At 58.0% G+C, this 22,506-nt stretch carries 23 protein-coding genes; 12 read left to right on the forward strand and 11 right to left on the reverse strand.

Annotated features, from left to right (window positions below):
* Nucleotides 1-1,140 (forward strand): beta-galactosidase BglB, encoded by a 1,140-nt coding sequence (bglB, locus tag SP68_RS09065; protein ID WP_022066259.1) that lies wholly within the window; start codon nt 1-3, stop codon nt 1,138-1,140.
* A 60-nt stretch (nt 1,141-1,200) separates the two neighbouring features.
* Here the strand turns inward: bglB and argS are convergent, their stop codons facing one another.
* Nucleotides 1,201-2,934, reverse strand: a complete 1,734-nt coding sequence (gene argS / locus SP68_RS09070; RefSeq protein ID WP_012541245.1) for an arginine--tRNA ligase — start codon at nt 2,932-2,934, stop codon at nt 1,201-1,203.
* 235 nt (nt 2,935-3,169) lie between these two features.
* Here argS and SP68_RS09075 point away from each other — a divergent pair, with 235 nt between their 5' ends.
* Both SP68_RS09075 and cutC read left to right on the forward strand, forming a co-directional pair.
* Nucleotides 3,170-3,739: a VOC family protein gene (locus tag SP68_RS09075; RefSeq protein ID WP_022066257.1), complete on the forward strand. Its 570-nt coding sequence runs from the start codon at nt 3,170-3,172 to the stop codon at nt 3,737-3,739.
* Nucleotides 3,740-3,815: 76 nt separating this feature from the next.
* Nucleotides 3,816-4,559 carry a copper homeostasis protein CutC gene (cutC, locus tag SP68_RS09080; RefSeq protein WP_022066256.1) on the forward strand — a complete coding sequence of 248 codons (744 nt, stop codon included), beginning with the start codon at nt 3,816-3,818 and terminating at the stop codon, nt 4,557-4,559.
* An 80-nt stretch (nt 4,560-4,639) separates the two neighbouring features.
* Here cutC and cmoB read toward each other — a convergent pair whose 3' ends face one another.
* The 5 genes from cmoB to SP68_RS09105 are packed head-to-tail and all read right to left on the reverse strand — an operon-like array spanning nt 4,640 to nt 8,253.
* The gene (gene cmoB / locus SP68_RS09085; protein WP_032456324.1) at nt 4,640-5,644 is read right to left on the reverse strand and encodes a tRNA 5-methoxyuridine(34)/uridine 5-oxyacetic acid(34) synthase CmoB; all 1,005 of its coding nucleotides are present in this window, start codon (nt 5,642-5,644) and stop codon (nt 4,640-4,642) included.
* Complete coding sequence (gene cmoA / locus SP68_RS09090; RefSeq protein WP_004203422.1) at nt 5,641-6,384, reverse strand: carboxy-S-adenosyl-L-methionine synthase CmoA; 744 nt, start codon at nt 6,382-6,384, stop codon at nt 5,641-5,643. Before cmoA ends, cmoB begins: the two co-directional genes overlap by 4 nt.
* 39 nt (nt 6,385-6,423) lie before the next feature.
* Nucleotides 6,424-6,819: an MAPEG family protein gene (locus SP68_RS09095; protein ID WP_004203421.1), complete on the reverse strand. Its 396-nt coding sequence runs from the start codon at nt 6,817-6,819 to the stop codon at nt 6,424-6,426.
* A 52-nt stretch (nt 6,820-6,871) separates the two neighbouring features.
* Nucleotides 6,872-7,690 carry a DUF72 domain-containing protein gene (locus SP68_RS09100; protein WP_022066255.1) on the reverse strand — a complete coding sequence of 273 codons (819 nt, stop codon included), beginning with the start codon at nt 7,688-7,690 and terminating at the stop codon, nt 6,872-6,874.
* Complete coding sequence (locus SP68_RS09105) at nt 7,687-8,253, reverse strand: hydrolase (RefSeq protein ID WP_022066254.1); 567 nt, start codon at nt 8,251-8,253, stop codon at nt 7,687-7,689. The genes SP68_RS09100 and SP68_RS09105 overlap by 4 nt, the downstream gene beginning before the upstream one ends.
* A 267-nt stretch (nt 8,254-8,520) precedes the next feature.
* On the opposite strand from SP68_RS09105, the gene aspS reads away from it, so the two are divergent.
* The 6 genes from aspS to ruvB all read left to right on the forward strand — a co-directional run bounded on the left by aspS (nt 8,521) and on the right by ruvB (nt 13,787).
* Entirely contained in the window at nt 8,521-10,308 is a 1,788-nt protein-coding gene (aspS, locus tag SP68_RS09110; RefSeq protein ID WP_004203416.1) for an aspartate--tRNA ligase, read from the forward strand.
* Between the two features lies 1 nt (nt 10,309).
* Complete coding sequence (gene nudB, locus SP68_RS09115) at nt 10,310-10,753, forward strand: dihydroneopterin triphosphate diphosphatase (RefSeq protein WP_002911477.1); 444 nt, start codon at nt 10,310-10,312, stop codon at nt 10,751-10,753.
* Between the two features lie 27 nt (nt 10,754-10,780).
* Entirely contained in the window at nt 10,781-11,521 is a 741-nt protein-coding gene (locus SP68_RS09120) for a YebC/PmpR family DNA-binding transcriptional regulator (RefSeq protein WP_002911459.1), read from the forward strand.
* A 34-nt stretch (nt 11,522-11,555) separates the two neighbouring features.
* The gene (ruvC, locus tag SP68_RS09125) at nt 11,556-12,077 is read left to right on the forward strand and encodes a crossover junction endodeoxyribonuclease RuvC (protein WP_004203412.1); all 522 of its coding nucleotides are present in this window, start codon (nt 11,556-11,558) and stop codon (nt 12,075-12,077) included.
* A 79-nt stretch (nt 12,078-12,156) separates the two neighbouring features.
* Nucleotides 12,157-12,768 (forward strand): Holliday junction branch migration protein RuvA, encoded by a 612-nt coding sequence (ruvA, locus tag SP68_RS09130; protein ID WP_002911454.1) that lies wholly within the window; start codon nt 12,157-12,159, stop codon nt 12,766-12,768.
* Nucleotides 12,769-12,776: 8 nt separating this feature from the next.
* The gene (gene ruvB, locus SP68_RS09135; RefSeq protein ID WP_004203409.1) at nt 12,777-13,787 is read left to right on the forward strand and encodes a Holliday junction branch migration DNA helicase RuvB; all 1,011 of its coding nucleotides are present in this window, start codon (nt 12,777-12,779) and stop codon (nt 13,785-13,787) included.
* Nucleotides 13,788-13,849: 62 nt separating this feature from the next.
* Here ruvB and znuB read toward each other — a convergent pair whose 3' ends face one another.
* Nucleotides 13,850-14,635, reverse strand: coding sequence for a zinc ABC transporter permease subunit ZnuB (gene znuB, locus SP68_RS09140; protein WP_022066253.1), 786 nt, complete (start codon nt 14,633-14,635; stop codon nt 13,850-13,852).
* Nucleotides 14,635-15,354: a zinc ABC transporter ATP-binding protein ZnuC gene (gene znuC, locus SP68_RS09145; RefSeq protein WP_229531798.1), complete on the reverse strand. Its 720-nt coding sequence runs from the start codon at nt 15,352-15,354 to the stop codon at nt 14,635-14,637. Before znuC ends, znuB begins: the two co-directional genes overlap by 1 nt.
* Before the next feature lie 110 nt (nt 15,355-15,464).
* Here znuC and znuA point away from each other — a divergent pair, with 110 nt between their 5' ends.
* From znuA to lpxM, 3 genes are all read left to right on the forward strand, one after another.
* A complete protein-coding gene (gene znuA / locus SP68_RS09150; RefSeq protein ID WP_008804251.1) occupies nt 15,465-16,409 on the forward strand; it encodes a zinc ABC transporter substrate-binding protein ZnuA in 945 nt (314 codons plus the stop codon).
* 15 nt (nt 16,410-16,424) lie between these two features.
* Nucleotides 16,425-17,744 (forward strand): murein DD-endopeptidase MepM, encoded by a 1,320-nt coding sequence (gene mepM / locus SP68_RS09155; protein WP_012541251.1) that lies wholly within the window; start codon nt 16,425-16,427, stop codon nt 17,742-17,744.
* A 117-nt stretch (nt 17,745-17,861) separates the two neighbouring features.
* The gene (lpxM, locus tag SP68_RS09160; protein WP_008804253.1) at nt 17,862-18,833 is read left to right on the forward strand and encodes a lauroyl-Kdo(2)-lipid IV(A) myristoyltransferase; all 972 of its coding nucleotides are present in this window, start codon (nt 17,862-17,864) and stop codon (nt 18,831-18,833) included.
* Nucleotides 18,834-18,863: 30 nt separating this feature from the next.
* Here lpxM and dcuR read toward each other — a convergent pair whose 3' ends face one another.
* The 3 genes from dcuR to SP68_RS09175 all read right to left on the reverse strand — a co-directional run bounded on the left by dcuR (nt 18,864) and on the right by SP68_RS09175 (nt 22,340).
* On the reverse strand, nt 18,864-19,580 hold the full coding sequence (gene dcuR / locus SP68_RS09165; protein WP_016161392.1) for a two-component system response regulator DcuR: 717 nt from the start codon (nt 19,578-19,580) through the stop codon (nt 18,864-18,866).
* Nucleotides 19,581-19,644: 64 nt separating this feature from the next.
* Nucleotides 19,645-21,330: an NAD-dependent malic enzyme gene (locus SP68_RS09170; protein WP_012541252.1), complete on the reverse strand. Its 1,686-nt coding sequence runs from the start codon at nt 21,328-21,330 to the stop codon at nt 19,645-19,647.
* 62 nt (nt 21,331-21,392) lie between these two features.
* Nucleotides 21,393-22,340: an AEC family transporter gene (locus SP68_RS09175; protein WP_012541253.1), complete on the reverse strand. Its 948-nt coding sequence runs from the start codon at nt 22,338-22,340 to the stop codon at nt 21,393-21,395.
* Nucleotides 22,341-22,506 lie beyond the last annotated feature (166 nt).

The following is a 22,506-nucleotide window of genomic DNA, read 5'->3' on the forward strand; positions in this document are numbered from 1 at the left end:
ATGAAAGTTTGGCCGGTCAAACATAGCCCATTACTGTGTCAGCCTGAGCGTTTTATCGCCCGCAGCGAACTGCAGGCTCTGATCCGCAACGTGACGCAAAACCTGGTGAACATTAAGGATGAGAGCGGGCAATTTTTACTGCGCCTCGATGACGGGCGCGTGATCGATACCAAAGGCTGGGCCGGCTGGGAGTGGACCCACGGGGTTGGGCTGTACGGCATCTATCAGTATTATCAGCAAACCGGCGATATCGAGATGCGCGATATCATCGACCGCTGGTTTGCCGACCGCTTCGCCGAGGGAGCAACGACCAAAAACGTCAATACGATGGCCCCGTTCCTGACCCTGGCATACCGCTTTGAAGAGACTGGCCGGATGGCGTATCTGCCGTGGCTGGAGAGCTGGGCGGAGTGGGCGATGTACGAGATGCCGCGCACCGAACAGGGCGGCATGCAGCACATGACTCTGGCGGAGGAGAACCATCAGCAAATGTGGGATGACACGCTGATGATGACCGTGTTGCCGTTAGCCAAAATTGGCAAGCTGCTTCACCGCCCACAGTATGTGGAGGAGGCGACCTACCAGTTCCTGCTCCATGTGCAGAACCTGATGGACCGGGAGACCGGGCTGTGGTTTCACGGCTGGAACTATGAGGGACGGCACAACTTTGCCCGGGCGCGCTGGGCGCGGGGCAACAGCTGGCTCACCATGGTGATCCCGGATTTTCTGGAGCTGGTGGATCTCCCCGAGGGGAACGCGGTACGGCGTTATCTGATGACGGTACTCGACGCACAGATTGCCGCCTTAGCAAAATGCCAGGACGACAGCGGCCTGTGGCATACCCTGCTGGACGATCCGCACTCTTATCCTGAGGCCTCGGCGACCGCCGGCTTTGCCTACGGCATTCTCAAAGCGGTGCGCAAGCGTTACGTCGGGCAGCACTATGCCGGAGTGGCTGAAAAAGCGATTCGCGGGATTGTGCACAATATTTCGCCGCAGGGGGAGCTGCTGCAGACCTCGTTTGGCACCGGAATGGGGTCAGACCTCGATTTTTATCGCCAGATCCCGCTTACCTCGATGCCCTATGGCCAGGCGATGGCGATCCTTTGTCTGACCGAGTATCTGCGTAAATATTTCTGAGCAGGGGCCCCGCTGACGGGGCGCCGAATAAAACTAACCCGGCTTTCGCCGGGTTGTTTGTTACATACGCTCTACGGTTTCGATACCCAGGGTATCGAGACCCAGCTTGAGGGTTTTCGCCGTCAACAGCGCCAGCTTCAGGCGGCTGTTGCGGGTCTCTTCGCTTTCCGCGCTGAGGATCGGGCAATGCTCGTAGAAGCCGGAGAATAGCCCCGCCAGATCGTACAGGTAGGCGCACATCACGTGCGGCGTCCCTTCGCGAGCGACCACGGAGAGGGTCTCTTCAAACTGCAGCAGGCGCGCGGCCAGCTGGGCTTCGCGATCTTCGGCGATGACCACCGGCGCGTCGTTCATCGCGTTTTCGTCGATGCCGGCTTTGCGGAAGACGGAGAGCACGCGGGTATAGGCATACTGCATATACGGCGCGGTGTTGCCTTCGAACGCCAGCATATTATCCCAGTCAAAAACGTAATCGGTGGTGCGGTTTTTCGACAGATCGGCATATTTCACCGCGCCGATACCGACCACTTTCGCCAGATTTTCCAGCTCGTCAGCCGACATGTCCGGGTTTTTCTCCGCTACCAGGCGACGGGCGCGCTCCAGCGCTTCGTCCAGCAGATCGGCCAGCTTCACGGTACCGCCGGCGCGGGTTTTAAACGGCTTGCCGTCTTTCCCCAGCATCATACCGAACATATGGTGCTCCAGCGGCACAGAGTCCGGCACGTAGCCTGCTTTACGCACGATGGTCCACGCCTGCATCAGGTGCTGGTGCTGACGAGAGTCGATGTAATAGAGCACGCGGTCGGCGTGCAGCGTTTCATAGCGATACTTTGCGCAGGCGATATCGGTGGTGGTGTAAAGGTAGCCGCCATCCTTTTTCTGGATGATGACGCCCATCGGTTCGCCTTCCTTGTTTTTGTACTCATCAAGGAACACCACGGTGGCGCCTTCGCTCTCGACGGCCAGCCCTTTGGCTTTCAGATCGGCGACGATCCCCGGCAGCATCGGGTTGTACAGGCTCTCACCCATTACGTCATCGCGGGTCAGCGTCACATTCAGGCGATCGTAGGTGATCTGGTTTTGCGACATGGTGATGTCGACCAGCTTACGCCACATCTGCAGGAAGTACTGATCGCCGCCCTGCAGTTTAACCACGTAGCTACGTGCGCGCTCGGCGAAGGCTTCGTCTTCGTCGTAGTGCTTTTTCGCTTCGCGATAGAAACCCTCGAGGTCGGCCAGGGCCATCTCACCGGCGTTTTCCTGCTGCTGTTTTTCCAGATACGCGATCAGCATACCGAACTGGGTGCCCCAGTCGCCGACGTGGTTGGCGCGGATCACCTTATGACCCAGGAACTCCAGGGTACGGACTGAAGCATCGCCAATGATGGTCGAACGCAGATGGCCAACATGCATCTCTTTCGCTACGTTGGGTGCCGAGTAGTCGACGACGATAGTCTGCGCCTGCGGTTTCGTGACGCCCAGGCGCTCAGACTGCAGCGCGCGGTTGACGTTGTCCGCCAGAAACGCGGGATCGAGGAAAATATTGATAAAGCCCGGCCCGGCGATTTCAACCTTGTTGGCAATGCCGTTGAGGTCAAGATGAGACAGTACCTGCTCTGCAAGTTGTCGCGGCGCCATGCCCAGTTTTTTGGCGACAGCCATCACGCCGTTGGCCTGATAGTCACCGAACTGAACTTTTGCTGACTGGCGGACCTGAGGTTCGCAATCGGCAGGCGCGCCTGCCGCGATCAGGGCCTGGCTGACTTTTTCTGAGAGAAGAGCCTGAATATTCACCGGAATACCTTACGTGTAATGCGCCTGCCCCCGAGGGAGGCAGCGCCATAATGTGGACAAATTAGGGCGGGAGTATACTGCATTTGTCCCCGTCCGTCAGCATTGCGCGCGGCGCGGCGGCGTGCGCAATCCATCGCCGTTCAGTTGCCCATCAGCAGGGCGGCGGTTGGTCCGCAGACCGAAACACGGTAAATTACCTTTTCATTACTGACGAGCATCATTGACGAGCAAACCCATGGCAAACTGGCAGCAAATTGAACAACTGGCCGATATTACGGCGGATCTCCCGCGATTTTCCGATGCGCTTCAGCGCTTCACTGCGCGACTGGGACTGGAGATCGCCGGGCTCGACGCCGACCATATCTCCCTGCGCTGTCATCAGAATACCACGGCGGAACGCTGGCGCCGCGGTCTGGAACAGTGCGGAACCCTGCTGTCGGAGAATATGATCAACGGCCGGTCTATCTGTCTGTTTAAACTGGCGGAGCCGGTCTGCGTGGCGCACTGGCGCTTCCATATCATTGAGCTGCCGTGGCCGGGTGAAAAGCGTTATCCCCATGAAGGCTGGGAGCATATTGAAATTGTCCTGCCTGGCGATCCGGCAACCTTAAATGCCCGCGCGCTGGCGCTGTTGGCCGATGGTGGACTCAGCCAGCCGGGGATCGTCGTCAAAACCAGCTCGCCGAAAGGGGAACACGAGCGCCTGCCGAATCCCACCCTGGCGGTCACCGACGGCAGCGTGACGGTCAAATTTCATCCGTGGTCTATTGAACAAATCGTCGCCAGCGAGCAAGCCGATACGTAACAGTGTGAAGCTGCGCGGCGTCTGCCGCGTGAAATCATGACATGCTAAGAAAGTTGTCTGGATCAGGGAGTGAGGAATGGCGGTACTGGAAGTTTGTTGTTACAGCATGGCGTGCGCCAGGGAAGCTGAGCGCTGCGGCGCCGATCGTATTGAACTCTGCGCCGCGCCGCAGGAAGGGGGATTAACCCCCTCTTACGGGGTGCTGGTCTCGGTCCGCGAGGCGATTACTCTCCCGGTGCATCCGATTATCCGCCCGCGTGGCGGCGACTTCTGCTATACCGAAGAGGAGTTCGCCGCGATGCTTAGCGACATCCGCATGGTGCGGGAGCTCGGCTTTCCCGGGCTGGTGACCGGCGTACTGGATGTCGATGGTCAGGTCGATATTCCGCGGATGAAAAAAATAATGGCTGCGGCCGGGCCGCTGGCGGTGACCTTTCATCGCGCGTTCGATCTGTGCGCCGACCCGCGTCAGGCCTGGGAGACGCTGGGTGAGCTGGGGGTTAAACGTATCCTGACTTCCGGTCAGCAATCCTCGGCGGAGAAAGGTATTTCATTAATTACGGAACTTATTGCCGCAGGGGATACTCCAATCATTATGGCCGGTGCGGGAGTGCGCGCCGCGAACCTGCCGCTGTTTCTGCAGGCGGGGGTGAAAGAGGTTCATAGCTCTGCAGGCCAGTGGTTGCCATCGGAAATGCGCTTTCGTCATCCAGGCGTTTCGATGTCAGCCGATCCCGATGCGGACGAATACAGGCGCTACGCCGTGAATGGCGCAGCGGTGGCGGAGATGAAAAAGATAATTTCCGCTAACAGAAGTTAAACGGTTTTTGCTGCACATCATGTCGCCCAATATGATGATTGCCCGTACCAGGCCCCTGCCCATTAAACAGGGGCCTTTTTTTATCTCGCTTTTTTTGCCAGCGATTGCTGGGTTTCCGGTTTAGTGGCAATGATCACAGCCCGTAATGGCGCCGGATAGCCTTCCACGGTTTTGCGCTGATCCTGCGGGTCGAGGAAATCGGCCAGCGATTCGCTGGTCATCCATTCTGTGCGCCGCTGCTCCTCCGTCGAGGTGACGCAGGCGTCGACGATGCGCACATCGATAAATCCGCACTTCTCCAGCCACATTTTCAGGGCCGCCGCCGAGGGGATAAAATAGACGTTGCGCATCTGCGCATAACGGTCGCCCGGAACCAGCACCGTATTTTCATCCCCTTCGACCACCAGCGTCTCCAGCACCAGCTCGCCTCCCGGCGCCAGCTGATCTTTCAGCTGCCACAGATGATCCAGCGGCGAGCGGCGGTGGTAGAGCACGCCCATCGAGAACACGGTGTCGAAGGCCTCCAGCGCCGGCAACTGCTCGATGCCCAGCGGCAGGAGATGCGCCCGCTGGTCGTTGCCGAGGAGCTTACGTACCGCTTCAAACTGACACAGGAACAGCTGGGTGGGATCGATGCCGACCGCCAGATGCGCGCCGGCGCCGATCATCCGCCACATGTGATAGCCGCTGCCGCAGCCCACGTCGAGGATGGTTCGTCCGCTAAGATCGGACAGGTGCGGCAGGACGCGCTCCCATTTCCAGTCGGAGCGCCATTCGGTATCGATGTTGATGCCGTACAGCGAATAAGGCCCTTTGCGCCATGGCATCAGGTTTTTAAGCAGGTTTTCTACCCGCAGCTGATGGCCTTCGCTGAGCGGCGTTTCGCTTTCGGCGGTGACGCTGTGCAGGAGGTCCAGACGCCAGGGCGTTAATTCCGGAAGAAACTCAACGGCGCGCTCCCATTCGCGAAACTTGCCGTGTAGGGCCTCGCGCTGCCAGGCGGCTACCTGGGCAGGCAGCGTCTCCAGCCAGTGAGACAGCGGGCTTTTGGCGATCAGCTGATAGAAGTTACTGAAGTCGATCATGCCTGCTCCCCGGATTTTACTGCCACCAGCGAGCCAAAGTTAAAGCACTGGAACCACAGTTCGGCATGTTCGAACCCAGCCTGACGCAGGCGTTTTTTATGGGTTTCCACAGAGTCGGTCAGCATTACATTTTCCAGCATGCTGCGTTTTTGACTGATCTCCAGCTCGCTGTAGCCGTTCGCGCGCTTAAAGTCATGATGCATATTGAACAGCAGCTCGCCGACGTGGGCGTCTTCGAAGCTAAATTTCTCCGAGAGCACCAGCGCGCCGCCGGGATTCAGCCCCTGATAGACTTTATTGAGGATCGCCTGGCGATCGCCCGGCTCAAGGAACTGAATGGTAAAGTTCAGGATCACCAGCGAGGCGTTTTCAATGGCCACATCGCGGATATCCCCTTCAATCACCTCGACCGGCGTCGGTGCTTTATAGGCGTCAATATGGCGACGGCAGCGCTCCACCATCGCCGGGGAGTTATCGATGGCGATAATGCGACATCCCGGATGGCTAATATTGCGGCGCACGGAGAGGGTGGCGGCGCCCAGCGAACAGCCAAGATCGTAAACCTGGGTGTGGGGCTGAACGAAGCGCTCGGCCAGCATGCCGATCATCGAGATGATATTGGAGTAGCCAGGCACAGAGCGCTGGATCATATCGGGGAAGACTTCAGCAACCCGTTCATCAAAGGTCCAGTCGCCGAGGCTGGCAATCGGCGCGGAAAAAAGCGTATCGCGGTGAGACATAACGTTAAACCCGAAAAAACGAAAACGGCGTATTGTGCGCTAACGGAGGGAGAAAACCAACTCCCAGGGCATATACCAGAGATTGGCCAGCACCATCAGCAACAACGCGCACCAGGTGGCGCTCATGCCGGAGCGGCGCCAGTGGTAGACACGGTGATGAAAACCCCAGGAGTGCATCAGTCGTCCGAGGATCAATAAAATGCCGCAAACGTGCACCATCCAGGTCTGGGCGCCGTTCATCTCCATAAATAACAGCAAAATGAGGCCAATCGGCACATATTCGACGGCATTGCCGTGAACGCGGATGGCGACCTGCAGCTCGCTAAAGCCGCCGTCACCGTAGCCTACATGGTATTGGGTGCGTAACCGCACCACGTCGAACGAGAACTTCACTAACAATAACGCACCTAAAACGGCATACAGCGCGCTGACCATACGAAAACTCCCTTTAACTCTGGCAGATGGCTCCGATTATGATAGCAGGATATCAGAAAAGGGAGGATTGCTGCGGAATCGACGGCGCATTTCCTGCCGCCGGCAGGGCGGTGCGCAGATCGCTCCACAGCGTATCGACCAGCGTCGGCGCGTAAGCAATGTCTGGGGTATGCAGGAACAGCCACGGGGTGCCAGACTGATGCCACTTCGGCAGGGTCTGCAGCCAGACGCGAAACAGTTCCCGGTTGTGGGCCATGTCGTCACCGCCGATAAAGCGTACCATCGGCTGCCGGGCGGTCATCACCGCATGTACCGGCACTTTGGGTTTCTTTTTCTGCGCGTCGATCATCGCCGGACTGGTGGCCGCAGCGCTGTGGACCGGGCGGCTATCGAGGATCACGCGGTTAACGTTGCGCTCGTGCAGCCCGCGGTTGAGCTGCTGTTCCGCTTCGCCTTTGGCGAAGAATTCGGGGTGACGAACCTCGACGCCGTAGGTGAAATCCTTCGGCAGCCCGTCGAGAAAATGCCATAGCGCGGGGAGATCGCGAGGACCGAAGGTCGCCGGCAGCTGCAGCCAGTACTGGCCGATGCGCGAGGCCAGCGGCGCCAGGCGGGTGAAGAATTCACTACTTAACTCGTCGCAATGGCGCAGGGCGGCCTGGTGCGAGATGGTGGCCGGGAATTTAAAGCAGAAGCGGAAGTCATCGTGGGTCTGCTCGTACCAGCGGGCGACAATCTCCGGCTTGGGCAGCGCATACAGGGTGGTGTTGCCCTCGACGCAATTGAAGTGGCGGGCGTACTCTTCAAGGCTGGTGATGCCAAGGCGCACCCATTTCGGGTGCGACCACTGGGGAAGCCCAATATAAATCATAACGCGGCGAGGATCTCCTCGGTGCTGCGCACGCGGCCGATGCGCGGGAAAATATGCGTCATGCTGCCCTGATGCTGTTCGGCGGAGGCGGCGCTGCAGGCATCTTCGGCGATGACCAGGTTAAAGCCCAGCTCCCAGGCGTTGCGGGCGGTGGATTCGACACCGATGTTGGTGGAGATGCCGCAGAGAATAATGGTGTCGATACCGCGGCGGCGCAGCTGAAGCTCAAGGTCGGTGCCATAGAACGCGCCCCACTGGCGTTTGGTCACTTCGATATCGCGCTCTTGTTTACCCAGCGCGGCCGGATAGGTCCACCAGTTCTCAGGCAGCGTATGCGCCCCGGCCTGAGCGTCGACAGGCTGTTTCAGCGCTTCGGCGAAATCGGCCGACCAGCCGACGCGGACCATGATCACCGGCGAACCCTGTTGCCGGCATTTGTCTGCCAGGCGAGCGGCGCGCGCCACCACCTCGTCAGCCCGATGTGGGCCGCCGGCGAAAGGCAGAATGCCTTCCTGCAGATCGATCACCACCAGCGCCGTGTTTTTCGCATTGAGTTCTAACATGGTATCCCCGTATCTTCATCTGTTGTCAGGCGGCTACAATACCTTTGCGGCTTCAGCAAAAGGGTAACAAATTTTGTTAATTTATGTGAGTGTGGACGTTAAGCGCGCAGCAAAGCAGCGTACATCGTGCGTCGGACTTATCGAACGACAGAATTTCCAGTATAATAGCCGCCTTTTTTCATTCAGTTGTGACATCAGCTAAAGCTGCGACCTCGTCGCCTGCAGGGCAGACGACAATCCGCCGACGGCTAAGTTAAGGGATATCTCATGCGTACAGAATATTGCGGACAGCTTCGACAGTCCCACGTTGGGCAGCAGGTGACTCTGTGTGGTTGGGTCAACCGCCGTCGCGATCTCGGTAGCCTCATTTTTATCGATATGCGCGACCGCGAAGGCATCGTTCAGGTGTTTTTCGATCCGGATCGTGCGGATGCGTTGAAGTTAGCCTCTGAACTGCGTAATGAGTTCTGCATTCAGGTCACTGGCACCGTTCGCGCGCGTGAAGAGAAAAACATCAACGCGGACATGGCCACCGGCGCTATCGAAGTGCTGGCTTCCGATCTGACGATCATTAACCGCTCAGAATCGCTGCCGCTGGACTCCAATCACGTCAACACCGAAGAAGCGCGTCTGAAATACCGCTACCTCGACCTGCGTCGTCCGGAAATGGCGCAGCGTCTGAAGACCCGCGCGAAAATCACCAGCTTTGTGCGCCGCTTTATGGATGACCATGGCTTCCTCGACATCGAAACCCCGATGCTGACCAAAGCTACCCCGGAAGGCGCCCGCGATTACCTCGTGCCTTCCCGCGTGCATAAAGGCAAATTCTACGCGCTGCCGCAGTCGCCGCAGCTGTTTAAACAGCTGCTGATGATGTCCGGCTTCGACCGCTACTATCAGATCGTCAAATGCTTCCGCGATGAAGACCTGCGTGCCGACCGTCAGCCTGAATTTACCCAGATCGACGTGGAAACCTCCTTTATGACCGCGCCGCAGGTGCGTGAGATCATGGAAGCGATGGTGCGTCAGCTGTGGCTGGAGATTAAAGGCGTCGACCTGGGCGATTTCCCGATCATGACCTTCGCCGAAGCCGAACGTCGCTACGGTTCCGATAAACCGGATCTGCGTAACCCGATGGAGCTGGTGGACGTCGCCGACCTGCTGAAATCGGTGGAGTTCGCGGTCTTTGCCGGCCCGGCCAACGATCCGAAAGGGCGCGTGGCGGCGCTGCGCGTTCCGGGCGGGGCTTCTCTGACCCGCAAGCTGATTGACGAATACGGCAACTTTGTCAAGATCTACGGCGCGAAGGGGCTGGCCTATATTAAAGTGACCGAACGTGCCAAAGGCATGGACGGGATCAACAGCCCGGTGGCCAAATTCCTGACCGCTGAAATCGTGGAAGCGATCCTCGACCGCACCGGCGCGCAGGACGGAGACATGATCTTCTTCGGCGCCGACAACAAGAAAGTGGTGGCCGACGCGCTGGGCGCGCTGCGTCTGAAGCTGGGCAAAGATCTGAGCCTGACTGACGAGAGCAAGTGGGCGCCGCTGTGGGTGATCGACTTCCCGATGTTCGAAGACGACGGCGAAGGCGGCCTGACGGCGATGCACCATCCGTTCACCTCGCCGAAAGATATGACGGCGGACGAGCTGAAAGCTGCGCCGGAAGAGGCCGTGGCCAACGCCTACGATATGGTCATTAACGGTTATGAAGTCGGCGGCGGTTCGGTGCGTATCCACCGCGGCGACATGCAGCAGACGGTATTTGGTATTCTGGGCATTAACGAGCAAGAGCAGCGTGAGAAATTCGGCTTCCTGCTCGATGCGCTGAAATACGGTACCCCGCCGCATGCGGGCCTGGCGTTCGGTCTTGACCGTCTGACCATGCTGCTGACCGGTACCGATAACATCCGCGACGTTATCGCTTTCCCGAAAACCACCGCGGCCGCCTGCCTGATGACCGAAGCGCCAAGCTTCGCCAATCCGGCGGCGCTCGGTGAACTGGGTATTCAGGTTGTGGAGAAAGAGGCAAAAGCGTCTCTGGAGAACAAGTAATATGTCATTTAAGCTGCCCGTTTCGGTGCTGGTGGTGATTTACGCCGAAGATACGAAACGGGTGCTGATGTTGCAGCGGCGCGACGATCCCGCGTTCTGGCAGTCGGTCACCGGCAGCCTGGAAGCAGGAGAGACCGCGCTGCAGGCTGCCGCGCGTGAAGTAAAGGAAGAGGTCGCCATTGACGTTGCCTGCGAGCAACTGACCTTAATCGACTGTCAGCGCACGGTGGAGTTTGAGATCTTTTCTCATTTGCGTCATCGCTATGCGCCGGGAGTGGAGCGAAATACGGAATTCTGGTTCTGTCTTGCGCTGCCTCATGAGCGGGAAATTACCTTTACCGAACATCTGGCCTACCGCTGGGTCAGCGCGACGGAAGCCGCTGCGCTGACCAAGTCGTGGAGCAACCGGCAGGCGATTGAAGAATTTGTAATTAACGCCGCCTGAAAGGGCGCGCTTTTTGGAGAGTTTTTTATGGCAGGTCATAGTAAATGGGCCAACACCAAACACCGCAAAGCGGCACAGGATGCCAAGCGCGGTAAAATCTTTACGAAAATCATTCGCGAACTGGTTACCGCAGCGCGTCTGGGCGGCGGCGATCCGGCGTCCAACCCGCGTCTGCGTGCGGCGGTGGATAAAGCGCTGTCTAACAACATGACCCGCGACACCCTGAACCGCGCCATCGCGCGCGGCGTCGGCGGCGATGAAGACGCGAACATGGAAACCATCATTTACGAAGGCTATGGCCCTGGCGGCACCGCGGTGATGGTGGAATGTCTGTCCGACAACCGTAACCGTACCGTTGCGGAAGTGCGTCACGCCTTCACCAAAACCGGTGGTAACCTCGGTACCGACGGCTCCGTGTCCTACCTGTTCAGCAAGAAAGGCGTCATCTCCTTCGAGAAAGGCGATGAAGACACCATTATGGAAGCGGCGCTTGAAGCTGGCGCAGAAGACGTGGTGACCTATGACGACGGCGCCATCGACGTCTACACCGCGTGGGAAGAGATGGGTGCTGTGCGCGACGCGCTGGAAGCCGCTGGCCTGAAAGCCGACGCTGCTGAAGTCTCGATGATCCCGTCCACCAAAGCGGATATGGATGCCGAGACGGCGCCGAAGCTGCTGCGTCTGATCGATATGCTCGAAGACTGCGACGACGTGCAGGAAGTGTACCATAACGGCGAGATCTCCGACGAGGTCGCAGCCACCCTGTGATGCAGCCGCATCCACGGTTCACCGGAGGCGCGTGATGGCTATTATTCTCGGCATTGACCCGGGGTCGCGCGTTACCGGTTATGGCGTGATCCGTCAGGTCGGCCGGCAGCTGAGCTACCTTGGCAGCGGCTGTATCCGCACCAAAGTGGACGATCTGCCGTCGCGGCTGAAGCTGATCTACGCCGGGGTGACGGAGATCATCACCCAGTTCCAGCCCGACTTTTTCGCCATTGAGCAGGTCTTTATGGCCAAGAATGCCGACTCGGCGTTAAAGCTCGGGCAGGCGCGCGGGGTGGCGATCGTGGCGGCAACCAATCAGTCGCTACCGGTGTTTGAATACGCCGCCCGCCAGGTTAAGCAGACGGTTGTCGGCATTGGCAGCGCTGAAAAGAGTCAGGTCCAGCACATGGTGCGCACCTTGCTCAAGCTGCCTGCCAATCCGCAGGCGGATGCGGCGGATGCGCTGGCGATCGCCATCACCCATTGCCATGTCAGCCAGAATGCCGCTCAGATCAGCGAGACCCGGCTCAATCTGGCGCGAGGGCGCTTACGATAATCGCAAATCAGGCTGGATATCTATCCAGCCTTTTTTTATGATACCGCCAGATACTTAGACCATAACGCAGGAGCCCCACGTGATAGGCAGACTCAGAGGCATCATTCTCGAAAAACAACCCCCGCTGGTGTTGCTGGAAACGGCGGGCGTCGGCTATGAAGTGCACATGCCAATGACCTGCTTTTATGAGCTGCCGGAGGCCGGGCAGGAGGCGATTGTCTTCACCCACTTTGTGGTGCGTGAAGATGCCCAGCTGCTGTATGGGTTTAACAATAAACAGGAGCGTACCCTGTTTAAAGAGTTGATTAAAACCAACGGCGTAGGGCCAAAGCTGGCGCTGGCGATCCTCTCCGGCATGTCGGCGCAGCAGTTCGTCAACGCCGTTGAGCGGGAAGAGGTCGCCTCGCTGGTGAAGCTGCCGGGGATTGGTAAAAAAACCGCTGAACGCCTGATCGTCGAGATGAAAGACCGCTTCAAAGGGCTTCACGGCGATCTGTTCACCCCGGCGGCCGATCTGGTGCTAACCTCGCCGGCAGGCCCGACGGCGGACGATGCCGAGCAGGAAGCGGTTGCCGCGCTGGTCGCGCTGGGCTATAAACCGCAGGAGGCCAGCCGGATGGTCAGCAAGATCGCGCGTCCGGATGCCAACAGTGAAACGCTAATCCGCGAAGCGCTGCGCGCCGCGTTGTGAGGTAAGGGATGATTGAAGCAGACCGGCTGGTATCGGCAGACAGCAGCGGCTTCGAAGAGGCCGCTGACCGCGCCATCCGCCCAAAATTGCTGGCAGAGTATGTCGGCCAGCCGCAGGTGCGTTCGCAGATGGAGATCTTTATCCAGGCGGCGAAGCTGCGCGGCGACGCCCTCGATCACCTGCTGATTTTTGGCCCGCCAGGGTTGGGGAAAACCACCCTGGCCAATATCGTCGCTAATGAAATGGGGGTGAATCTGCGTACCACCTCCGGCCCGGTGCTGGAGAAAGCGGGCGATCTCGCCGCGATGCTCACCAACCTCGAACCGCACGATGTGCTGTTTATCGATGAGATCCATCGCCTCTCGCCGGTGGTGGAAGAGGTGCTCTATCCGGCAATGGAAGACTACCAGCTGGATATCATGATTGGCGAAGGTCCGGCGGCGCGCTCGATTAAAATCGACCTGCCGCCGTTTACCCTGATTGGCGCCACCACCCGGGCCGGTTCGTTGACCTCGCCGCTGCGCGACCGCTTTGGCATCGTGCAGCGTCTGGAGTTCTATCAGATCCCCGATCTGCAGCATATTGTCAGCCGCAGCGCCCGCCATATGGGGCTGGAGATGAGCGACGATGGCGCGCTGGAAGTGGCCCGCCGTTCACGCGGCACGCCGCGTATTGCCAACCGTCTGCTGCGCCGGGTGCGTGACTTCGCGGAAGTGCGCCACGACGGCACCATCTCCGCCGACATTGCCGCCCAGGCGCTGGATATGCTCAACGTCGATGCGGAAGGGTTCGACTATATGGACCGCAAGCTGCTGCTGGCGGTGATAGATAAGTTCTTCGGCGGACCGGTGGGGCTGGATAACCTCGCCGCCGCGATTGGCGAAGAGCGGGAAACCATTGAAGATGTGCTGGAGCCCTACTTAATTCAGCAGGGTTTTCTGCAGCGTACGCCGCGGGGAAGAATGGCGACGGTGCGCGCCTGGAATCATTTCGGGATTACGCCGCCGGAGATGCCGTAGTTCGCTACGGATGTGTCGTTCATCGGGAGACCCGGTCAGCAGCGCGACCGGGTTTTTCATTTTTAGCTGGCGGCTTTTTTCGTCATGCTGAGAATAAACAGCACCGCGGCGCACAGCACCACCGATGGACCGGCCGGTGTGTCGTAGAAAGCCGAGAAGGTTAACCCGCCGGTGACGGCCAGCATGCCCACGCCCACCGCCACGGCGGCCATCTGCTCCGGCGTGCGGGCAAAACGGCGGGCGGTGGCGGCCGGGATAATCAGCAGGGAAGTGATGATCAGCGCCCCGACGAACTTCATCGCCACGCCGATAGTCAGGGCGGTGACCAGCATCAACAGCAGCTTGACCCGCTGCAGCTTCACGCCATCGACAAACGCCAGGTCCGGACTGATGGTCATCGCCAGCAGATTCCGCCACTGCCAGAGCAGAATGCCAATCACAATCACCACGCCCATGGCAATGGCGATCAGGTCCTGCGGGGTGACCGCCAGCAGATCGCCGAACAGGTACGCCATCAGATCGACGCGGACGTTAGACATCAGACTGACCACCACCAGCCCCAGAGAGAGCGCGCTGTGCGCCATGATGCCCAGCAGGGTATCGATCGCCAGATGCGGCCGTTTTTCCAGCCATACCAGCCCGCCGGCCAGCAGCAGGGTGACGGCGATCACCGCATAAAACGGATTGACGTTCAGCAGTAAACCGAAAGCGACGCCGAGCAGCGAGGCATGCGCCAGCGTGTCGCCGAAATAGGACATACGGCGCCAGACCACAAAGGAGCCCAGCGGGCCGGCGGCGCAGGCCAGCATCATCCCGGCCAGCCAGCCAGGTAACAAAAGTTCAATCATTAGCGGCTGTTTCCCCGACGCAGTACAATTCGCCCCTGAAGATCGTGGCGGTGATTATGGTGATGGCGGTAGATCCCCAGCTGTTCCGCGCCGCGTGGGCCGAACATGGAGATAAACTCCGGATGCATTGAGACGACCTCTGGTGCGCCGGAGCAGCAGATATGCTGGTTCAGGCACAATACCTCGTCGGTTTTGGCCATGACCAGATGCAGGTCGTGGGAGACCATCAGCACCGCGCAGTCTAGCTCATGGCGCAGCTGGTCGATAAGATCGTAGAGCGCAACCTGGCCATTGACGTCGACGCCCTGGGTCGGTTCATCCAGCACCAGCAGCTGCGGGCGATTGAGCAGGGCGCGGGCCAGCAGCACGCGCTGGGTTTCGCCGCCGGAAAGTTTTTGCATCGGCGCGTCGATCAGGTGCCCGGCCTGCACGCGCTTCAGCGCCGGCAGGATGTCGTCTTTGCGGGTGCCTGGACGTAAACGCAGGAAGCGGCTGACGGTCAGCGGCAGCGTGGCGTCAAGATGCAGCTTCTGCGGCACGTAGCCAATCCGCAGGCGGTCTTCCCGCTTGATGACACCCTCTGTTGGTGCTACCAGCCCCAGAACCACTCGCACAAGGGTCGATTTACCGGCGCCGTTCGGGCCCAGCAGGGTTAATATTTTGCCTGGCGTGAGTGCCAGCGAAATGTCAGACAGCACGCGGCGTTGGCCAAAGGCCACCGACACATTTTCCAGCGTAACAAGGTTTGTCATAATAATTTAGGGTTGCACAAGCTAGTGAATGTTATAATATCACATCACATTCACTCGTTTCGATGACTAGACGCATTATGTTACATAAAAATACGCTTCTTTGCGCTGGACTTGGCGCTGTTTTTTTGTTCGCGCAGGTTCCGCTGGCCAGCGCCGCCGTAGTGACTTCCATGAAACCGCTGGGCTTTATCGCAGCCGCCATCGCCGATGGGGTGACAGATACTCAGGTGCTATTGCCCGACGGCGCCTCAGAGCATGACTATTCACTGCGGCCTTCTGATGTAAAACGCTTACAGAACGCAGACTTAGTGGTATGGATTGGGCCGGAAATGGAAGCCTTTATGGATAGGTCGACGCAAAGCATTGCGGCGAATAAAAAGGTGACCATCGCGGAGCTGGAAGGGGTGAAGCCGCTGCTGATGACCGGGGCGGATGACGATGACGATCATGATGGTCATGACCACGGCGCAGCAGAAAAAAGTGACGGCGATCACCATCACGGTATTTACAATATGCATCTGTGGTTATCCCCAGAGATAGCGCGGCTTTCGGCGGTTGCAATCCACGATAAATTATTAGAACTTATGCCGCAGAGTCGAGCCAAACTCGACAGCAACCTGCAGCAGTTCGAGGCCGCGCTGGCGGCGACTGACAAGCAGGTTAGCAATGAGCTGGCACCGCTGAAAGGGAAGGGCTATTTCGTTTTTCATGACGCCTACGGTTACTTTGAAAAACACTACGGTTTGACCTCGCTGGGGCACTTTACCGTCAACCCTGAAATACAGCCTGGTGCGCAGCGTTTACACGAAATCAGAACACAACTGGTTGAGCAGAAGGCCACGTGCGTTTTTGCTGAGCCACAGTTCAGGCCAGCGGTTATCGAAGCTGTTGCCCGGGGCACGTCTGTGCGCATGGGAACCCTGGATCCGCTGGGTACTGGAATTACGTTGGGTAAAGCGAGTTACCCGCAATTCCTGACCCAGCTGGCGAATCAGTATTCGAGCTGCCTGAAAGGAGATTAACGAGGAAGTGAATACGTGCAACAGATAGCCCGCGCTGTCACTCAGGCATTCAACAATCTGCCACGACCTCATCGCGTCATGTTGGGGTCGCTTAGCGTTCTTACCTTAGCGGTCGCCGTCTGGCGACCCTACATTTACCACCCGGAATCCGCCCCCATCGTCAGAACCATTGAACTGGAAAAAAGCGAGATCCGTTCCCTGCTGCCGGAAGCCTCCGAGCCGATCGACCAGGCCCCGCAGGAAGAAGAAGCCATTCCTCAGGATGAACTCGACGAGAAGGCCGATACCGATGCCGGCGGTCATGAATATGTGGTGTCGACTGGCGATACGCTCAGCAGCATCCTGAACCAGTACGGTATCGATATGGGCGATATCGCCCAGCTTTCCTCCGCCGATAAAGAGCTGCGTAATCTGAAGATTGGCCAGCAGCTCTCCTGGACCCTGACCGCGGACGGCGATCTGCAGAGCCTGACCTGGGAGATGTCCCGCCGCGAAACCCGCACTTATACCCGTGTGGACAACGGTTTTAAAATGAGCAGCGAGCTGCAGAAAGGCGACTGGGTCAACAATGTGCTGAAGGGCACCGTCGGCGCCAGCTTTGTCTCCAGCGCGCGCGATGCCGGCCTGACCAGTACCGAAATCAGCGCGGTGATCAAGGCCATGCAGTGGCAGATGGATTTCCGTAAGCTGAAAAAAGGCGACGAGTTCTCGGTATTGATGTCGCGCGAAATGCTCGACGGCAAGCGCGAGCAAAGTCAGCTGCTGGGCGTGCGTTTGCGCTCCGACGGTAAGGATTACTATGCTATCCGTGCCGAAGACGGCAAATTCTACGATCGTAACGGGACGGGGCTGGCGAAAGGCTTTATGCGCTTCCCGACGGCGCGTCAGTTCCGCGTTTCCTCTAACTTTAACCCGCGTCGTCTGAATCCGGTCACCGGGCGCGTCGCGCCGCATCGTGGCGTCGATTTCGCGATGCCGCAGGGGACGCCGGTGCTGGCAGTGGGTGATGGCGAAGTGGTAGTGGCCAAGCGCAGCGGCGCTGCCGGGTATTATGTTGCTATCCGCCACGGTCGCACCTATACCACCCGCTATATGCACCTGCGTAAGCTGCTGGTGAAACCGGGGCAGAAAGTGAAGCGCGGCGATCGTATCGCGCTGTCGGGGAATACCGGCCGTTCTACCGGGCCGCACCTGCACTATGAAGTGTGGATCAACCAGCAGGCGGTCAACCCGCTGACGGCTAAGCTGCCGCGTACCGAAGGGCTGAGCGGTTCCGACCGTACCGATTACCTGGCGCAGGTCAAAGAGGTCGTCCCGCAGCTGCGGTTTGACTAACCACCGGTCAGTGGAAAGCCGGTGCCCCAGGGCGCCGGCTTTTTCTTTTGTAGGTTACCTAACGTCTCGCTACACTATCCCATTATCTTGATTAAGCAGTCGACCTGCGGATTGGGCATGGAAACGAAAAAAAATAATATTGAGTTTATCCCTAAGTTTGAGAAATCCTTTTTACTGCCGCGCTACTGGGGCGCGTGGCTGGGCGTCTTTGCCTTCGCAGGCATCGCGCTGACGCCGCCTTCCTTTCGCGATCCGATCCTCGGAAAACTCGGCCGCTTCGTAGGGCGTTTGGCGAAAAGCTCGCGGCGCCGGGCGCAGATTAATTTGCTCTACTGTTTTCCGGAAAAAAGCGAGCACGAACGGGAAGCGATCATCGACGCCATGTATGCCTCGGCGCCGCAGGCGATGGTGATGATGGCCGAGCTGGGCCTGCGCGATCCGCAGAAAATCCTTGCCCGCGTCGACTGGCAGGGGAAAGAGATCATCGACGAGATGCAGCGTAATAACGAGAAAGTGATTTTCCTCGTTCCGCATGCCTGGGGCGTGGATATCCCGGCGATGCTGATGGCCTCCGGTGGGCAGAAGATGGCGGCGATGTTCCACAACCAGGGTAACCCGGTCTTTGATTACGTGTGGAATACCGTGCGCCGTCGTTTTGGCGGGCGTATGCACGCGCGCAACGACGGGATCAAACCGTTTATTCAGTCGGTGCGCCAGGGCTACTGGGGTTACTATCTGCCCGATCAGGATCACGGCGCTGAGCACAGTGAATTTGTGGATTTCTTTGCCACCTACAAGGCGACGCTGCCCGCGATTGGCCGTTTAATGAAGGTATGCCGCGCCCGCGTCGTACCGCTGTTTCCGGTCTATGATGGCCAAACGCATCGCCTGACGGTGCTGGTCCGCCCGCCGATGGACGACCTGCTGGACGCAGACGATACGACGATCGCCCGGCGGATGAACGAAGAAGTGGAAGTGTTTGTTAAGCCGCACACCGAGCAGTACACCTGGATCCTGAAGCTGCTGAAAACGCGCAAGCCGGGTGAAATCGAGCCCTACAAACGCAAAGAGCTGTTCCCAAAGAAGTAGTCTAAAAGAGAGCCAGTGGGCGTTCCTGGCTCACTGGCTATATTGCGTCAGTAACATCAGGTTCTCGACGACAAGCCGGTAGCGATACTCCGGGCGGCCAGTGATACCGTAGTGATTGGTCGTGAAGAGCACGTTTATCTGCTCCAGCCAAATCAGGTATTTACGGCATGACACCCTGGATATCTGCAGCGCCGCCGCCAGCTCGTTTGTCGAAAAATCGCGCGCCTGATGGTCGTCAATCCACTGGCACACCAGGCGAAGGGTTTGCGGCGTCAGCCCTTTCGGCAGGCGGCGGGCGCTTTCCTGTTGCGGGATCCCGCGGCGCAGCAGGGTGTCGATATCCGCCTGGGCGTAACAGGATTTCGCCTGCGTCACCTCACGCTTTTTGCGCCATGCCTGCAGGGCCTCCTCAAAGCGCGAAAACTGAAACGGTTTAATCAGGTAATCCACCACGCCATAGTGCAGCGCCGTTTGTAGCGTGAGCGTATCGGCGGCAGACGTCATCATGATGACGTCAATATTCCGCCCATCTGCGCGAAGCGCCGGCAGCAGGTCCAGGCCATTCTCCTGTTGCATATAGACATCCAGCAGCAGTAGATCGACCTGCGCCAGATGGCTTAGCATCGCTTTGGCGTCGCCGATCGTCGCCGCCACCCCGCAGCAGTGAAAATCAGCTACCCGGCTGATAAACAGCCGGTTCAGGTCGGCTACCATGGGATCATCATCGACGATCAGCACATTGAACATGCGTGGTTCCCCGGTGTGGCGGGAAGCCAGCCGGCTTCCCGCAAGATGAGTTGAGGAATGACGATCAGAATGACGATCGTTTATAGGCGGTGTAGCGCGCTCGCCAGAAGGTTTTATCGATATTCGCCGCCAGCTGTGCCTCGTCAATCTGCGGCGCAACGCCGTCCCGCTGCGCGGCGCGAGCGACCTCTGCGGCAATAGCCCGGGAAATCATTTCGATCTCTTCAACCGGCGGCAGTAAAGCACCGGTTTCACGGCTCGCCAAAGGCGAGTGGGCTGCGAGGGTTTTACTGCAGGTGATCAGCATCGCTTCGGTGACGCGCTGCGCTTTACTGGCGAGGATCCCCAGCCCCAGACCGGGAAAAATATAGGCGTTGTTGCACTGAGCGATATCGTAGGTTTTGCCGTCGTAGAAGACGGGTTCGAACGGGCTGCCGGTGGCGATCAGCGCGCTTCCCCGGGTCCACTCCAGCAAATCCTTCGGCTGGGCTTCGGCCCGGGAGGTGGGGTTAGAGAGCGGCATAATAATCGGACGCGGGCAGTGCCGATGCATCTCCTTCACTATCTCTTCGCTAAACAACCCCGGCTGACCAGACACGCCAATCAGTACGGTAGGGTGGACGTTGCGTACGACATCCATCAGCGACAGTTGGGCGGACTCGGTATCCCAGTGGGCAATACTGGCTCGCGGCGTGACGAGGTCGCGCTGAAAATCGAGCAGATTGGGCATCTCATCCGTCAGCAGGCCAAAGCGGTCAACCATAAAGATACGGCGGCGTGCTTCCTCCTGCGAAAGCCCATCATCCACCATCAGCGCAATGATTTTTTCCGCAATGCCGCATCCGGCCGAACCGCCGCCAAGGAAAACTACCCGCTGGTCGCGGATCGGCGTCCCGGCCGCGGCCGCGGCGGCGATCAGCGTCCCTGAGGTCACGGCGGCGGTGCCCTGGATATCATCGTTAAAACAGCACAGCTGGTGACGATAACGGTTGAGCAGTCGCGTGGCATTCTTTTGTGCAAAATCTTCAAACTGAAGTAATACATTCGGCCAACGTTGCTGAATGGCATGGACAAACATGTCCATAAACTCCAGGTACTGCTCGTCGCTGATGCGCGGATGGCGCCAGCCCATATACAGCGGATCCTCCAGATGCTGCGGGTTGTTGGTGCCGACATCTAGCATGATAGGCAGCGTGGATGCCGGGTGAATGCCCCCGCAGGCGGTATATAACGAGAGTTTGCCAATGGGGATCCCCATGCCACCAATCCCCTGGTCGCCCAGCCCCAGAATGCGCTCGCCATCGGTCACCACAATGACTTTGATATCATTGCGGGAAAATCCCTGCAGCATTTCGTCAATCTGGTGACGGTTGGGCCAGGAAATAAACAAACCGCGTCCCCGGCGATATATTTCTGAGAAATGTTCACACGCTTCACCCACCGTCGGGGTATAGATCACCGGCAGCGTTTCTTTCATATGACTACGCAGCAGGTTATAGAATAATGTCTCGTTAGTATCCTGAATATTCCTGAGATAGATATGGCGCGAAATACTCTTTTTGAACTGGCAAAACTGGCCCCATGCGCGCTCGGTTTGTTCTTCAATGGTTTCAACATTATGGGGTAACAGTCCCTGAAGATTAAATGCCGTGCGTTCACTTTCGGTAAAAGCAAGGCCTTTATTTAATAACGGATTTTCCAGCAGGACGGCACCGTTATAGGGAGTGTATAAGGTTTCTGTGGCTAACATTGGATGACTCCTGAATATCAAATTAAAACATTGCCTGATGTCTTGGTGTTTTATTTCCGTGATTACGAAATGAGATAAATCATGATGCCTTCGGTGACGACGCCGATGGCGGTACCCAGCAAAATAGAGGATGAGGCCGGCTCAATATAGGTATCGCTGCGCAGCGCAAACATCCCTGCCGCGATGGCGGAAGGCGTCGCGCCGATGATAATAACCTGTTGCATTAAGGTATGACTGAGCCCAAAGGCCAGTCCGGCCAGGGCCATCATTGCCGGTTGGATCAGATTTTTGATACTGATATTGGTACAGGTTTGAATATTGACCGTCGGGCGTTCGCCGTAAAACAGCAGTCCCAGGGCGAACAGTGACAGACCGCCGGCGATTTTACCCACCATTTCAATAGGCATACTGAGCATAGGTGGCAGCTGGACTCCCGCCAGGCTGAGCAATACGCCGGAAATTGGGATCCAGACGATGGGGTTTCTCACGGCCTTCAGTAGGTTTTGCAGGATCAGCTGCCCGGCGTGAAGCTGGGGTTCATCCGCGCTCCGGTGCTTGTCTCCCATGCGAATCAGGATAATAGTCAGGGGGATCATCAATACGCTGGTCACCAGGTTTCCGATAAGTACGCCGAGAAAACCCTCCGGACCTATCAGTACCGCCAGCACGGGCGCGCCAAAGTAGGCCATATCGGGGAAGGCGCAAACCAGCGACTGAATCGCGCTGGTTTTAATATCATGACGGAAAACATAGCGTGAGATCAGCAGCGTGAGAAAATAGGACCCCATCAGGCCAATGACTAACACCGCCATAAAGGTGAAGTTTTTAATTTTATCGGGATGGGTATTTAACGCGCCGATAAAAAGATGGAACGGAAGCGCAAAGCGGATCACCACCGTGGCCAGAACGGAGGCATCCTCGCGCCGGGTATAGCCTAGTTTACCGCTAAGCCATCCCAGCAGCATGATAAATACCAATGGGAAAAGAGATTGTAAGAGTAGTGAAGGCATAAGATGTCCTGACATATTTTATCGGGTTGTTGTGTCGCCAATCTAGCGATCCCGAAATATTTAAAAGGTGATAGTCATCACAGTCGCCTGCCTTTAAATAATTTCGTCTCGGATACTTTACTTACAAATAAAGAAAACAGGGTTAAATCATGGGGTTGTATCTATG

Source organism: Klebsiella variicola, assembly GCF_000828055.2.
In the GTDB taxonomy this organism is placed as follows: domain Bacteria; phylum Pseudomonadota; class Gammaproteobacteria; order Enterobacterales; family Enterobacteriaceae; genus Klebsiella; species Klebsiella variicola.

Excerpts from the sequence above, each read along its gene's own strand:
- bglB (WP_022066259.1), top strand. The coding sequence starts at position 1 with ATGAAAGTTTGGCCGGTCAAACATAGCCCATTACTGTGTCAGCCTGAG.
- SP68_RS09075 (WP_022066257.1), top strand. The coding sequence starts at position 3,170 with ATGGCAAACTGGCAGCAAATTGAACAACTGGCCGATATTACGGCGGAT.
- cutC (WP_022066256.1), top strand. The coding sequence starts at position 3,816 with ATGGCGGTACTGGAAGTTTGTTGTTACAGCATGGCGTGCGCCAGGGAA.
- cmoB (WP_032456324.1), bottom strand. The coding sequence starts at position 5,644 with ATGATCGACTTCAGTAACTTCTATCAGCTGATCGCCAAAAGCCCGCTG.
- cmoA (WP_004203422.1), bottom strand. The coding sequence starts at position 6,384 with ATGTCTCACCGCGATACGCTTTTTTCCGCGCCGATTGCCAGCCTCGGC.
- SP68_RS09095 (WP_004203421.1), bottom strand. The coding sequence starts at position 6,819 with ATGGTCAGCGCGCTGTATGCCGTTTTAGGTGCGTTATTGTTAGTGAAG.
- SP68_RS09100 (WP_022066255.1), bottom strand. The coding sequence starts at position 7,690 with ATGATTTATATTGGGCTTCCCCAGTGGTCGCACCCGAAATGGGTGCGC.
- SP68_RS09105 (WP_022066254.1), bottom strand. The coding sequence starts at position 8,253 with ATGTTAGAACTCAATGCGAAAAACACGGCGCTGGTGGTGATCGATCTG.
- aspS (WP_004203416.1), top strand. The coding sequence starts at position 8,521 with ATGCGTACAGAATATTGCGGACAGCTTCGACAGTCCCACGTTGGGCAG.
- nudB (WP_002911477.1), top strand. The coding sequence starts at position 10,310 with ATGTCATTTAAGCTGCCCGTTTCGGTGCTGGTGGTGATTTACGCCGAA.
- SP68_RS09120 (WP_002911459.1), top strand. The coding sequence starts at position 10,781 with ATGGCAGGTCATAGTAAATGGGCCAACACCAAACACCGCAAAGCGGCA.
- ruvC (WP_004203412.1), top strand. The coding sequence starts at position 11,556 with ATGGCTATTATTCTCGGCATTGACCCGGGGTCGCGCGTTACCGGTTAT.
- ruvB (WP_004203409.1), top strand. The coding sequence starts at position 12,777 with ATGATTGAAGCAGACCGGCTGGTATCGGCAGACAGCAGCGGCTTCGAA.
- znuB (WP_022066253.1), bottom strand. The coding sequence starts at position 14,635 with ATGATTGAACTTTTGTTACCTGGCTGGCTGGCCGGGATGATGCTGGCC.
- znuA (WP_008804251.1), top strand. The coding sequence starts at position 15,465 with ATGTTACATAAAAATACGCTTCTTTGCGCTGGACTTGGCGCTGTTTTT.
- lpxM (WP_008804253.1), top strand. The coding sequence starts at position 17,862 with ATGGAAACGAAAAAAAATAATATTGAGTTTATCCCTAAGTTTGAGAAA.
- dcuR (WP_016161392.1), bottom strand. The coding sequence starts at position 19,580 with ATGTTCAATGTGCTGATCGTCGATGATGATCCCATGGTAGCCGACCTG.
- SP68_RS09170 (WP_012541252.1), bottom strand. The coding sequence starts at position 21,330 with ATGTTAGCCACAGAAACCTTATACACTCCCTATAACGGTGCCGTCCTG.
- SP68_RS09175 (WP_012541253.1), bottom strand. The coding sequence starts at position 22,340 with ATGCCTTCACTACTCTTACAATCTCTTTTCCCATTGGTATTTATCATG.